The 13900-nt window shown below is 65.2% G+C and carries 7 protein-coding genes and 1 pseudogene; 2 read left to right on the top strand and 6 right to left on the bottom strand.

What is annotated here, in order from left to right; all coding sequences use genetic code 11:
* The first annotated feature begins 66 nt into the window (after window positions 1-66).
* On the top strand, window positions 67-1293 hold the full coding sequence (locus AKL29_RS14865; protein WP_050384711.1) for a hypothetical protein: 1227 nt from the start codon (window positions 67-69) through the stop codon (window positions 1291-1293).
* A gap of 154 nt (window positions 1294-1447) precedes the next feature.
* On the opposite strand, the gene AKL29_RS14870 is transcribed toward AKL29_RS14865, so the two are convergent.
* From AKL29_RS14870 to AKL29_RS14880, 3 genes are all read right to left on the bottom strand, one after another.
* Complete coding sequence (locus AKL29_RS14870) at window positions 1448-4117, bottom strand: arylsulfatase (RefSeq protein WP_050384712.1); 2670 nt, start codon at window positions 4115-4117, stop codon at window positions 1448-1450.
* A gap of 193 nt (window positions 4118-4310) precedes the next feature.
* The gene (gene mfd / locus AKL29_RS14875) at window positions 4311-7829 is read right to left on the bottom strand and encodes a transcription-repair coupling factor (protein WP_050384713.1); all 3519 of its coding nucleotides are present in this window, start codon (window positions 7827-7829) and stop codon (window positions 4311-4313) included.
* A complete protein-coding gene (locus AKL29_RS14880; RefSeq protein WP_028332052.1) occupies window positions 7826-8116 on the bottom strand; it encodes an FAD assembly factor SdhE in 291 nt (96 codons plus the stop codon). The genes mfd and AKL29_RS14880 overlap by 4 nt, the downstream gene beginning before the upstream one ends.
* 252 nt (window positions 8117-8368) lie before the next feature.
* Between AKL29_RS14880 and recG the strand changes: the two genes are divergently transcribed.
* Window positions 8369-10477 carry an ATP-dependent DNA helicase RecG gene (gene recG, locus AKL29_RS14885; RefSeq protein WP_050384714.1) on the top strand — a complete coding sequence of 703 codons (2109 nt, stop codon included), beginning with the start codon at window positions 8369-8371 and terminating at the stop codon, window positions 10475-10477.
* Window positions 10478-10586: 109 nt separating this feature from the next.
* On the opposite strand, the gene AKL29_RS14890 is transcribed toward recG, so the two are convergent.
* The 3 genes and pseudogenes from AKL29_RS14890 to AKL29_RS14900 all read right to left on the bottom strand — a co-directional run.
* The gene (locus AKL29_RS14890) at window positions 10587-11384 is read right to left on the bottom strand and encodes a DUF502 domain-containing protein (RefSeq protein ID WP_050384725.1); all 798 of its coding nucleotides are present in this window, start codon (window positions 11382-11384) and stop codon (window positions 10587-10589) included.
* A gap of 95 nt (window positions 11385-11479) precedes the next feature.
* Window positions 11480-13306: a glutamine--fructose-6-phosphate transaminase (isomerizing) gene (gene glmS / locus AKL29_RS14895; protein WP_050384715.1), complete on the bottom strand. Its 1827-nt coding sequence runs from the start codon at window positions 13304-13306 to the stop codon at window positions 11480-11482.
* Window positions 13307-13481: 175 nt separating this feature from the next.
* Window positions 13482-13900: pseudogene (locus tag AKL29_RS14900) on the bottom strand (hypothetical protein); the annotation flags it as partial.

Here is a 13900-nt window from a genome sequence, read left to right on the forward strand (position 1 = left end):
CGCATTAAGCCATGCGAACTAGCATCGCAGCCGTTGCTGATTTCTGCATTGGTTTCGAGCGTTCGAATGTCTCAACAAGGTCCGGTCCTCATCGTATCGGCGTCGACAAAGCCGTCGTTTGCAGCAGCCCTCGATGAGACGAAACTGTTCCCGGTCGTGGTCACCGACTGGACCGACGCCGGACGGGCCATCGAGCAGGTCAAGCCGGCAGCGATCATCGCGGCCGCCGAGGGGGTCGACTTCGTCACCCTGTCGGGTCTCGCCAAGCGCGCCGCCGCCCGCGCGCCGTATCTGCCGCTGATCGCGGTCGATCCCGTGACCACCCTGCCCGACACCGTGATCGCATTCTTCCAGAACAAGGGTCTGCCGGATCGGCTGGTGGCCCGGCTCAACGCGTCCTTACGCGTTCGCGCGCTGCATGCCACCGTGATGCGCCGCCTGGTGCCGCCGGCACCGATCGCCCTGTCTGACATCGATCCGATCGGAGAGGCCACCGCGCTGTTGATCGGTCGCGGCGGCGCCTACCCGACGCTGTCGGTCGCGCTCGGCGAACGCGCCGGTGTGGTCGGCGCCCTCAGCATCGAGGCCGCCGCCAAGCATCTCAGTAGCCGCGACATCGACGGCATCGTGCTGGCGGAAGGCTTCACGCCGCGGGTGATGGACGCGTTCCTGACCGTGCTGACCGAGGATGTCCGCTTCCGCCCGTTGCCCGTGATCGTCGCCTCGGGCGAGCTGACGGCGCGATACGAGTTGCCCAATCTCGAGATCGTCACCGCCGGGCCGACCCGCATCGCCGACATGGCGCTGCCGATGATCCGCCAGCACGCCTTCGAGGCGCGGCTCGGCCGCATGCTGAAGGCGATCGACGCCAAGGGCCTGATCGATGCCCGGACCGGCCTGCTTACCAAGGCCGCGTTCGAGCGCGACTTCGCAACCGCCGTCTACCAGACCGCCGAGCGTGGCGGCGCGCTCTCGGTGGCGCGCTTCACCTTCGACGACACGCAACCCCGCGCGCAATTCGACGGCGCACGGATCATCAGCCGGCTGATGCGCCAGGTCGATTTCGGCGCGGTGCATGACGACCGCTCGCTTGTCGTGGTGTTCGCCGGCACCGACCTGCGCAACGCGCAAGCGATCACGCGGCGACTGGCGAGCGTGATGCGCCACACCCAGAACGGCCGCCGCGATGCCCGCTCCGAGCCCGCAGTCAGCGTCGCAACGCTGATGCCGGGCGATTCCGCGATCTCCTTGCTCGGGCGCCTGTTCGGAACGCCGGAGCGCGCGGCGTCTTAAGCCGTGAACCTATCATTTGCCGGCTGAACGGTTACCGGCGTCCGCTATGCCCCGATAGCGATTGAACTCCACAGCGCAACGAAATGACGCGGTGGGCCAACAAGCGACATGTGAAGGTGCAAGAGACTGCCCGAAGGCGATCTCGCCACCGGTATCACTGCTGGACGCATTGCTGGACGAACTTGATACGGTCCACGATGCCGAGCCCCTGCGCCTCGGCCTGCTTGCGACAGCCCTCGCGCTTGTCGATCCGCAACTGGATCTTCTCGACAAGGCTTACGCCAACAGTGCCGACCTGCGGCGTGACCGAAGCCGTCTTTCCGGGGTCGGCGGAAGGACCGTCACCAGCCGCACGCGCAGCCTCCTGCAGACGCTTGACATCCTCCGGGCTCAGCTTTGGAGGGTCGATGTCCAGCGAGATCTTGTCGATCTTGCCTGTGAAGGCGAATGGCGTCTGATAATCATTGTCGTCGACCGGCGTGCCCGTGTCGGAGCCGATGTCAAACGCCTCGTCCCACTGCAGGATAAACGGCAGCGTATGCTCCATCTTCTCTGTGGCTACCGCGTTGCCATCAACTTTCAGCGTGCCGGTGCCGCCCTGTCCGATGCCGCTGTAGTTGCCGAACACCATGGTGGCAGCGCCAAGGCCATCGTACTTGAAGTCGAACTCGATCACGTGCTTGCCGGGGGTTAGCCCCGACCCCTCCCAGCGCACGCGCTTGAGGTCGACGAGATTCCAGGTGAACACGGGCTTGCTGTTCAGGACATAGAGCCCATAGCCGCCGAAACGACCGCCCTGGGTCACAAGCATGCCCTCAGCGCCGCCTTGCGGAATGTCCACTTCGGCTTTGAAGGTGTAGGAGGAGTTGAGGATGCTCGGTGCGTCGCCATTCGGCGTGCCCGTGATCGGCCGGGTCCAGCTGAACTTGGTGCGGGCAGCACTGAGGCTCGGACGCGGCGTGACGAGGCGGGCGGCCACCGAGGAGTCGAGCGGCAGCACCTGGTACTTTTCCGCCTCCTTCCAAAACATCGCCTGCAGTTCCTTCAGCTTGTCCGGATACTTGGCGGCGACATCCTCGGCCTGCGTCCAGTCGTTGCGGAGATCGTAGAACTCCCACGGGTAATCCTGCGGGCTCGGCAGTTTGGCAATCGTCACCCATGGTGGTCGCAGGACCTTGGTGCTCGCGATCCAGCCATCATTGTAGAGCGCGCGGTCGGCGAACATTTCGAAATATTGCGTCTTGTGGGTGGACGGCGCATCCGCGTTCTTCTGATCAAACGTGTACATCATGCTGACGCCCTCGATCGGGCTTTGCTTGATGCCGTCGACGATGTCGGGCTGCTTGATCCGGGCCGCCTCGAGAATGGTCGGCACAACGTCGATGACGTGGTGGAACTGGCTCCGGATACCGCCCTTGTCCTTGATCGCCGCTGGCCAGGAAATCGCCATGCCCTGGCGCGTGCCGCCAAAATGCGACACGATCTGTTTGGTCCAGGAGAACGGTGTGTCAAACGCCCAGGCCCAGCCGATCGACATGTGATTGTAGGTGCGATCGGTGCCCCATACGTCGTAGAAATATCTGAGCTGATCTTCGACGGACGGGTTGATCTGGTTGAACATCGCCACTTCGTTCGGCGTTCCGTTCGGCTGGCCTTCCGCGCTGGTGCCGTTGTCGCCCTCGATGTAGATGATCAAAGTGTTGTCGAGCTTGCCCATGTCTTCGATAGACTGAATGACACGACCAATTTCGTTGTCGGCATAGGCGGCGTAAGCCGCAAACACCTCAGCTTGGCGGATGAACAGCTTCTTCTCATCGGCCGAAAGCTGATCCCATTCCTTGATCAGATCCTTCGGCCATGGCGTCAGCTTTGCATTCTGTGGAATGACTCCGAGCCGCTTCTGGTTCTCGAAGATGGTGTCACGCAGCTTGTTCCAGCCTTGGTCGAACAGGTGCATGTCGCTGATCTTCTTGACCCACTCCGGCGTTGGGTGATGGGGGGCGTGCGTCGCACCCGGCGCGAACTTGACGAAGAACGGTGTGTCGGGCGAAAGCGCGTTCATACGATTTACGTAGTCGATCGCGTCGTCGGCCATCGCCGTCATCAAATTCCAACCGGGTTTACCTTCGTAAGGATAGATCGGCGTGGTGTTGCGAACGAGATTGCCGGGCTGCCACTGATTGGTGTCGCCGCCCATGAAGCCGTAGAAATATTCGAACCCCATGCCGGTCGGCCACTGATCGAACGGACCGGCCTGGCTCGACTGATATTCCGGCGTGTTGTGGTTCTTGCCAAACCAGGCTGTGCGATAGCCGTTGTCGGTGAGGATGCGGCCAATGGTGGCCTTGTCCTTGGTGATGACGCTGTCATAGCCGGGATAGCCGGTGGCCTGTTCGGCGACCACGCCATAGCCGACCGAATGATGGTTGCGCCCGGTAATGAGCGCGGCGCGCGTCGGCGAACACAGCGCGGTGGAATGGAAATTGGTGAAGCGTAGGCCGTTCTGGGCGACGCGGTCCAGCGCGGGTGTCGGAATCACGCCGCCGAATGTGCTCGGTACGCCATAGCCGGCATCGTCGGTAATGATCAACAGAACGTTCGGTGCTCCCTTGGGCGGCACGATCCGCGACGGCCAATAGGGCGACGACTGGGTTGCATCGCGTTCGATCTTGCCACCGAATTGTTGTGGAGGCGGCGGAAGCTGATTGCCGGGGATGGTGATCGTAGCCGCCGGCGAACCGGGGGTGCCGGCGGTGCCCTGCGCCAACGCAAACGTGGAGCTGGAGAGCAGAAATCCGATAGCGACAATACGAATTGCGCTCATTCCACCCTCCCTAAACAATAAATTGAAGATAGGGGAACGAGTCTGGCCCGGCGCAAGCGCGGAACATTGATGTAGATCAAGCCGGGAGCGCCGGCCGAAAGCCCGCTGTCCGTTTTGGGTCATTCGCGACCAGGTCGAGCGGGTAGCAAGGCCGGTCAAGTCCGCTGGAACGCGATCTGCCGGAGAACGTAGTCTAAGCTGCCTTCTTGCTCTCCGCGAGATTGGCGAGCTGGCGCAGGATCTCGGTGGTGCCCGCGAGCCGCTCTTCGGGAGTATCCCACTCCTGGAAGAACACCACCTTCATGTCCGGCCGCACCTTGGCGGCCTGGCCGTGCTGGCGGATGAAGCTGACCAGCCGCTCCGGATGCGCAAAACTGTTGTCGCGGAATGCGATCACGGCGCCCTTCGGGCCGGCATCGACCTTCCCGACATTGGCCCTTCGGCAATAGGCCTTGATCGCCGCGACCTTGAACAGATAGCGCACCTCGTCCGGCAGCACGCCGAAGCGGTCGCGCATCTCGGCGGCGAAGGCGTCGATGTCCTCGTCGGTGTCGAGATCGGCGAGCCGACGATACAGCGACAGCCGCACGCTGAGGTCGTTGACATAGTCCTCGGGGATCAGGACCGGCATGCCGATCGTGATCTGCGGCGACCAGCGGTCGGCAGCCGGCTCGGCGACGCCGGCCTTGAGGTTGACGATCGCCTCCTCCAGCATCGACTGGTACAGCTCGAAGCCGACTTCCTTGATGTGGCCGGATTGCTCCTCGCCGAGCAGATTGCCGGCGCCGCGGATGTCGAGGTCGTGCGAGGCGAGCTGGAAGCCGGCCCCCAGCGTCTCCAGCGACTGCAGCACCTTGAGCCGCCGCTCCGCCTGCGCCGTGATCTTCTGCTGTGCCGGCAGCGTGAACAGCGCATAGGCACGCAGCTTGGAGCGGCCGACGCGGCCGCGCAGCTGGTAGAGCTGGGCGAGGCCGAACATATCGGCGCGGTGCACGATCAGCGTGTTGGCGTTCGGGATGTCGAGACCGGACTCGACGATCGTGGTCGACAGCAGGATGTCGTACTTGCCGTCGTAGAACGCCGACATGATGTCCTCGATCACGGTCGGCGGCATCTGGCCGTGGGCGACCGCGACCTTCATCTCGGGCACGTTCTTGTCGAGGAAGTCCTTGACGCCGGCAAGGTCCTCGATCCGCGGCACGACGTAGAACGCCTGCCCGCCGCGGTAGCGTTCGCGCAGCAGCGCCTCGCGGATCATCAGGGGATCGTGCGGCGCGACGAAGGTGCGCACCGCAAGACGATCGACCGGCGGCGAGGCAATGATCGAGAGCTCGCGGACGCCGGTCAATGCAAGCTGAAGGGTGCGCGGGATCGGGGTTGCCGACAGCGTCAGCACGTGGACCTGGGCACGCAGCTGCTTCAGCCGTTCCTTGTGGCTGACGCCGAAATGCTGTTCCTCGTCCACGATCAACAGGCCGAGGTCCTTGAACTTGATGGTCTTGCCGAGCAGCGCATGGGTGCCGACGACGATGTCGACGCTGCCGTCGGTGAGCCCTTTCTTGACCTGGCTGAGTTCCTTGGTCGACACCAGCCGTGAGGCCTGCGCGACATTGACCGGGAAACCGCGGAAGCGCTCGGTGAAAGTCCGCGAGTGCTGACGCGCCAGCAGCGTGGTCGGCACCACCACCGCGACCTGCCTGCCCTCCAGCGCCACGGCGAACGCCGCGCGCAGCGCCACCTCGGTCTTGCCGAAGCCGACGTCGCCACAAATCAGCCGGTCCATCGGACGGCCGATCTCGAGATCCTTCAAGGTCGAGGTGATGGCCCCGAGCTGATCCTCCGTCTCCTCATAGGGGAAGCGCGCGCAGAACTCGTCATAGACGTGCGGCTGCAGCGGGAACTTCGGCGCCTCGTGCAGCTGCCGCTCGGCCGCGATCTTGATCAATTCGCCCGCGATCTCGCGGATCCGGTTCTTCAGTTTTGCCTTGCGCGCCTGCCAGCCGCCGCCGCCGAGACGATCGAGCTCGACATTGGCGCTGTCGGAGCCGTAGCGCGACAACAGCTCGATGTTCTCGACCGGCAGGAACAGTTTTGTCTCGGCGGCATAGTGCAGCTCGAGACAGTCATGCGGCGCGCCGGAGACTTCCAGCGTCTGCAGCCCGACGAAGCGGCCGATGCCGTGCTCGACATGGACCACGAGATCGCCGGTCGCAAGGCTCGTTACCTCCGAGATGAAATTGTCGAGCTTGCGGCTCGCCTTGCGCGGCCGCACCAGGCGGTCGCCGAGAATGTCCTGCTCGCTGATGACGGCGAATTCGTCGGTCTCGAAGCCGGATTCCATGCCGAGCACGGCCAGCATGGTCTCGTTGCGCGGCGTCGCCTGCACGATCCGCCAGGTGTTGACGCTGGTCGTGTTCAGGAGCTTGTGGTCGCGCAGCATCGCGCCCATGCGGTCGCGCGAGCCCTCGCTCCACAGCGCGACGATGACCTTCTTGCGTTGCGACTGCAGCGCGCCGACATGGCCGACCACGGCCTCGAACACGTTGACGTTGGCGTCGGCGCGTTCGGGCGCGAAATTGCGGCCCTGCCGCGCGCCGGCGTCGAACACCTCGCTCGAGCCCTCGGGCACCGCGAACGGCGTCAGCCGCGCCAGCGGCGCATCGCCGAGCAGCTTGGCCCATTCGGCCTCGGTCAGATAGAGCTGGTCCGGCGGCAGCGGCTTGTAGATCGCGCCGCTGCCCGGATGCTCCAGCGCCTCGCGCCGCGCGTCATAGTAGTCAACGATCTGCGAGAAGCGCTCGCGCGCGGCGTCCTCGCCCTGCGGCTCGATCGCAACCGTCGCGCCGTCGAGATAATCGAACAGCGTGTCCATCCGCTCCTGGAACAGCGGCAGCCAGTGCTCCATGCCGGGATGGCGCCGTCCCTCGGACACGGCTTCATAGAGCTGATCGTCGCGCTCCGGCGCGCCGAACGCGGCGACATAGCCCATGCGGAAACGCCGGATGGTCTCGGTGGTGAGCTGGAATTCCGAGACCGGCACGAGATCGAGCCCGCGCATATCGAGCAGCGTGCGCTGGGTTTCGGCATCGAAGGTGCGGATCGACTCAAGGGAGTCGCCGAAGAAGTCGAAGCGCACCGGCTGGTCGAGGCCGGCCGGAAACAGATCGAGGATGCCGCCGCGCACGGCATATTCGCCGGGCTCGCGCACCGTTGACGAACGGGTGTAGCCATTGTGCTCGAGCCAGGCCACGACCGAATCCATCGGCACCACATTGCCGGGCGCAACCGACAGCGCTTGCGCTGCGACCTGATCGCGAGCCGGTACGCGCTGCACGGCGGCATTCACCGTCGTCAGCACGATCAGCGGCTTGTCGCTGCCGACCAGCCGCGACAACTTGGCCAAAGCGGTGAGCCGTTGCGCCAAAATGCCGGCGTGCGGCGAGACGCGGTCATAGGGCTGGCAGTCCCAGGCCGGAACCTGCATCACGGCGATATCGGGCGCAAAGAACTCCAGCGCGCGGGCGAGCTGCTGCATCCGCGCGCCGTCGCGGCACACCACGGCAAGGGTGACGGCCGGCCGCTTCGGCTGCGCCGCAATCGCGCGCGCCAGATCGGAGATGACGAGCCCTTCGGCGCCCTCGGCGACGTTGGCGATGGTGAGCACCCGGCCGGGCGCGAGCATCGCGGCCGGTGATTTCATGGGCTGTTTCATGCGCTGGGATCCGCGACCCGGAACGCCTTGATGCGGGCAAACAGCGCGGTCGCATATTCGGCCGGCAGCACCTTGTCGCCGGTCAGCGCCGCATAGAGGTCGGGATCCGGCACCTCGATCAGATGCTCGAGCTCGCCGAGCTCGTGGTCGGACAGTTCGCCAATGGTCGCGTCGGCGAAACGGCCGAGGATCAGGTCCATCTCCCGGGTGCCGCGATGCCAGCAGCGAAACAAAAGCCGCTTGCGGCGGTCATCGAGCCCGCTGCTCGATCGTGTCGATCCCGTCATGTCCCAAAATCCATCCAACGCCAAAAGCCCGGACGTGCCGGGCGGGCCTGATATAGCGATGGCGATGGCCGATGTCAGCCCTCATTCGCCGCGTTTTGGGGTTTCCGTGGGCGCATGCCGTCATTGCCGGGCTTGCGCGTCTGTCGAAGCCTTTGCCGAAGACGGGACCCGGCCGACATCAGCTCCAAAAAAAGACGTGGATGCCCGGCACAAGGCCGGGCATGACGGTGTGAAACGGTCTTGGATTCGTCGATGCGCCCAGCCCTGCTCAATCCGCTGTTTGCCCAGGTCACGACCCTGCAAGGGGTCGGCCCGAAGCAGGACAAGCTGCTGCGCTATCTGCTCGACCGCAGCGAGACGCCGCGGCTGGTCGACTTGTTGCTGCATCTGCCGGCGAGCGTGATCGACCGCCGCGCCCGGCCGAAGATCCGCGACGCCGCGGTCGGAACCATGGTGACGCTCGAGGTCACCGTCGACCGCCATCGCCCGCCGCCGCCACGCAATTCGCGCGCGCCCTACCTCGTCTATGCCAGCGACGACACCGGCGACGTCGTGCTGACCTTCTTCCGCGCCCAGCCCGGCTATGTCGAGAAGCTGCTGCCGGTCGGCGAGAAGCGCTACGTCTCCGGCACGCTGGCGATGTATGACGGCATCCCGCAGATCGTGCATCCCGATCGCGTCGTCGATGAAGCGGGCTTTGCAAAACTGTCCGGCATCGATCCGGTCTATCCGCTGACCGAGGGGCTTGCGGTCGGCTCGCTCCGCCGCGCCATCGCGCAGGCGCTAACCAAGCTGCCGGATCTGCCGGAGTGGATCAGCCCCGAGGTGCTGCGCCGCTGCAACTTCCCGCCGATCAGGGAGGCGCTGACCCGCGTGCATGTTCCGGTCGAGCTGACCGATATCCTGCCCGACGGTCCGTTCTGGTCACGTCTCGCATTCGACGAACTGCTGGCCGGCCAGCTCGCGCTCGCCCTGATCCGCGCCACGCTGCGCCGCCCCGCCGGTGTGCGCAACGCCGGCGATGGTCATCTGCGCCGGAAGATCATCGATGCCCTGCCCTATGCGCTGACCAGGTCGCAGCAAGAGGCGGTCGCGGCAATCATCGCGGACCTGCAGCAGCCGGTGCGGATGCTGCGCCTCGTGCAGGGCGATGTCGGTTCCGGCAAGACCGTGGTGGCGCTGCTGGCTGCCGCCGCGGTTGCGGAAGCCGGCAAGCAGGCCGCGCTGATGGCGCCGACCGAAATCCTGGCGCGCCAGCACATCAAGACCATCGCGCCGCTCGCCGAGCGCGCCGGCCTACGCGTTGCGATCCTCACCGGCCGCGAGAAAGGCAAGGAGCGCCGCGAGTTGCTGGCACAGCTCGAGGCCGGCGAGGTCGATCTCCTGGTCGGCACCCACGCGCTGATCCAGGACGATGTGATCTACAAGGCGCTGGCGCTTGCCGTGGTCGACGAGCAGCATCGCTTCGGCGTGCGCGAGCGCCTCGCGCTGACCTCCAAGGGCGAGGCCGTCGACGTGCTGGTGCTGAGCGCCACCCCGATTCCGCGCACGCTGGTGCTGACTTACTTCGGCGATATGGACGTCTCGGAGCTGCGCGAAAAGCCCGCCGGCCGCCAGCCGATCGACACCCGCGCGGTGCCGATGAGCCGGATCGAGGACGTGATGGACGGCGTCGGCCGCGCGCTCGGCGCCGGCAAGCTGGTCTACTGGATCTGCCCGCTGGTCGATGAATCCGAGGCCGAGGGCACCGAGCATCTCACCAACGCGACCGAGCGTTTCGAGAGCTTGCAGAAGCGGTTCGGCGATCGCGTCGGCCTCGTGCACGGCCAGATGAAGGGCACCGAGAAGGACCGCGTGATGGCGCAATTCGCCACGCACGAGATCAGCCTTCTGGTCGCGACCACGGTGGTCGAGGTCGGCGTCGACGTACCGGCGGCGACCATCATGGTGATCGAGAACGCCGAACGTTTCGGGCTTGCGCAGCTGCATCAGCTACGCGGGCGCATCGGCCGCGGCTCGGAAGCCTCGACCTGCCTGCTGCTCTACAAGGAGCCGCTCGGCGAGATGTCGAAGGCGCGGCTCAAGGTGATCCGCGAGACCACGGATGGATTCCGGATCGCCGAGGAGGATCTGAAGCTGCGCGGCGAAGGCGATGTGCTCGGCATCCGCCAGAGCGGCCTGCCCGGCTACCGCATCGCGCGCTCCGAGGTGCACGGCCAGCTGATCACCCAGGCCCGCGACGAGGCGCTGCGGATCATGAAGGACAATCCGAAGCTGAAGGGCGAACGCGGCGAAGCGCTGCGCGTCCTGCTCTACCTCTACGAGCGCGACGAAGCCGTGCCGCTGATCGGCGCGGGGTAGCGGCCAGCCCATTCATTGCGAGCGCAGCAAAGCAATCCATCGTTCCGCACATGCGGAAGCGTGGATTGCTTCGTCACTTCGCTCCTCGCGATGACGCGGGATACGGGAGCTACTCCACCTTCGCCGGCGCGGGCTGAGTTGCCGGCTGCAGCGAGGCCTGGCTCGCCGAAGCCTGGCTCGCAATGCGCGCAGCATTGGCCATGCCGGCGAGCGCCGCGGCGCGCTTCTGATCATTGGCGCCAGGCTGCACCACGCCGGCCGACATGATCAGCGTCGCGGCATCCTCGGTGCTCATCTCGATCTCGATGATCTTGCTCTTCGGCACATAGAAGAAGAAGCCGGTGGTCGGGTTCGGCGCGCACGGCAGGAACACCGAAATATGCTCTTCCGCTCCGGGCAGGCTGGAGGCGAGTTCGGCGCTTGGCGCCTGCGAGATCAGCACGATCGACCACATGCCGGGCGAGGGAAACTCGACCAGGCCGACGCGGCGGAAGCTCGAGCCGTTGCCGGAGAACAGCGTTTCGAACACCTGCTTCAAGCCGCGATAGATCGCGCGCACCGCAGGGATGCGGCCAAGCAGCCGCTCGCCGAGATCGACCAGGGTTCGCCCGATCAGATTGGCGGTGAGGAAGCCGAGCAGCGTCAGCGCGATGACCGCGACGATCAGGCCGGAACCCGGCAGCCCGAACGGCAGATAGGTTTCCGGCCGGTAGGCCGTGGGCACGAACGGCCGGACCAGATTGTCGACCCAGTTCACGAACCACCAGGTCAGATACAGGGTGATCGCAACCGGCCCGGCCACCACGAGGCCGGTCAGGAAATAGTTGCGAAACCGCGCCATCAGCCCGCGCGGGGCATCCGGGGGCAATTCACCGGTCGAGGCGGGAGGCACTTGGTTGGAGGTCATTGCGGTTCCAGGGTCGTCGAAGCGGCCGTAGTCCACCACCCAGCTAAGCCATTCTGTCGCATTTTTGAAGGGCCGCGTGAAGCCGCGGCTTGCGACTATTCGACCGTGACCGATTTGGCCAGATTCCGCGGCTGGTCGACATCGGTGCCCATCACGACAGCGGTATGATAGGCGAGCAGCTGCACCGGAACGGCGTAGACCATCGGCGCGAAGGTCGCCCCCATGTCCGGCATCACGATCGTCACCAGCGACTGGATGGTCGCTTCCGCCGCGCCCTTGGCGTCGGTCATCAGGATGATCTTGCCGCCGCGAGCGGCGACCTCCTGCATGTTGGAGACGGTCTTCTCGAACACCTTGTCGTAGGGCGCGATCACCACGACCGGCATGTGCTCGTCGATCAGCGCGATCGGCCCGTGCTTGAGCTCGCCGGCGGCGTAGCCCTCGGCGTGGATGTAGGAGATTTCCTTCAGCTTCAGCGCGCCTTCCAGCGCCAGCGGATAGCTGGTGCCGCGGCCGAGATAGAGCACGTCGCGCGACTTCGAGATCTCGCGCGCCAGCTTCTCGATCTGCACTTCGGTGGTGAGCGCTTCCGACATCAGGCGCGGGATCTCGACCAGGCCATGCACCAGCTTGGCCTCGTCGGCATCGGACAGCTCGCCGCGCGCCTTGCCGGCGGCGACCGCGAGCGAGGCCAGCACCATCAGCTGGCAGGTGAACGCCTTGGTCGAGGCGACCCCGATCTCGGGGCCGGCGAGCGTCTGCAGCACGGTCTCGCTCTCGCGCGCGATCGTCGAGGTCGGCACGTTGACGACCGAGAGCGTGTGCGCGCCCTGCGCCTTGGCGTAGCGCAGCGCCGCCAGCGTGTCGGCGGTCTCGCCTGACTGCGAGATGAAGATCGCAAGGTCGCCCTTGCGCAGCGGAGCCTCGCGGTAGCGGAATTCGGAGGCGACATCGAGCTCGACCGGCAGCCGGGCCAGCCGCTCCAGCCAGTATTTCGCGACGAAGCCGGCATAGCTCGCGGTGCCGCAGGCGGTGATCGAGACGCGCTGGATATCCTTGAAGTCGAACGGCAGTTTCACCGGCATGGTGACACGCTCGGTCGCCATGTCGACATAGCGCGCCAGCGTGTGCCCGACCACTTCGGGCTGCTCGTGGATCTCCTTCGCCATGAAGTGGCGGTAGTTCGCCTTGTCGACCAGCGCCGTTGCCGTCGTGTGCTTGATCGCCTCGCGGTGGACGATGGCGTTGTCCTTGTCGAAGATCGTGGCGCCCTTGCGGTTCAGCACCACCCAGTCGCCGTCCTCGAGATAGCTGATCGTGTCGGTGAACGGCCCGAGCGCGATCGCGTCGGACCCGAGATACATCTCGCCATCGCCATGGCCGACCGCGAGCGGCGGGCCGTTGCGGGCGCCGATCATCAAATCGTCCTCGCCGGCGAAGATGAAGCCGAGCGCGAACGCGCCGCGCAGCTGCGACAGCACCGCCCTCACCGCCTCGATCGGCTTGACGCCACCCTTGAGCAGATTGTCGACCAGATGCACCACGACCTCGGTGTCGGTCTCGGTCGAGAACACCGCACCCTTGGCCTCGAGTTCCTCGCGCAGCTCGCGGAAATTCTCGATGATGCCGTTATGCACCACGGCAACGCGCTCGGTGGCGTGCGGGTGCGCGTTGTTCTCGGTCGGCCGGCCGTGGGTGGCCCAGCGGGTGTGGCCGATGCCGGTGTGGCCGCCGAGCGGCTTGGCCTCGAGCCGGACCTCGAGATTCTTCAACTTGCCCTCGGCACGGCGCCGCGCCAGGCCGCCATTCTCCAGCGTGGCGACACCCGCGGAATCATAGCCGCGATATTCGAGCCGCTTGAGCGAGTCCACCAATTGCTCCGCGACCGGAGCGCGTCCAAGAATGCCGACGATGCCGCACATGCGGTTCAATGTCCCCAAAAATCGCCGAAAATTTGCCAAAGCGGCGACACGGTCCCTTAACGGGAATCGCCGGCCGCAAGATACTCAATAATTATTGCCGATTGCGACAGTCTTAAACGGCAAGGTTGATGCGAAAGGCTGGTTAATCGGGGCTAACCATTTTGGCAAGAGCGCGTCAGCGCGGATCCGCCGGCGCGGGCCACGGTTTCGCCTCCCAGATCGTGGTCCATTCCTGACCCGCGCCGCACGCAGGCGCGCTGACCTCGACGCGAACCACGACAAAGCTTTCGCGACTGGTCACGTCTAGCCGATAGACATGCCGCAGGTGCGGGCTGGGACACAGGTCCGATCCGGTTTCAGCCTGAAACAAGCCGGCCTCCTCCCTCCATGTGATGAATCCTGGAGTGTCCGTCGTACCGAAGCCGTTCAGCGCGACGTACGGAAATTCCATTGGCTTTGGTCTGCTGACGTCGGAAAGATCGAACGCGCGATGCGATCCGGTCACGGAAAGCCGACAGAACATCAGCGCGAGACGGTGCCCGGCCACTTTCATGAAGCGAACCGGCAACTTTTCGATGTCATCCCTGTATTTGC

The organism is Bradyrhizobium pachyrhizi (genome assembly GCF_001189245.1).
Classification (GTDB): Bacteria; Pseudomonadota; Alphaproteobacteria; order Rhizobiales; family Xanthobacteraceae; genus Bradyrhizobium; species Bradyrhizobium pachyrhizi.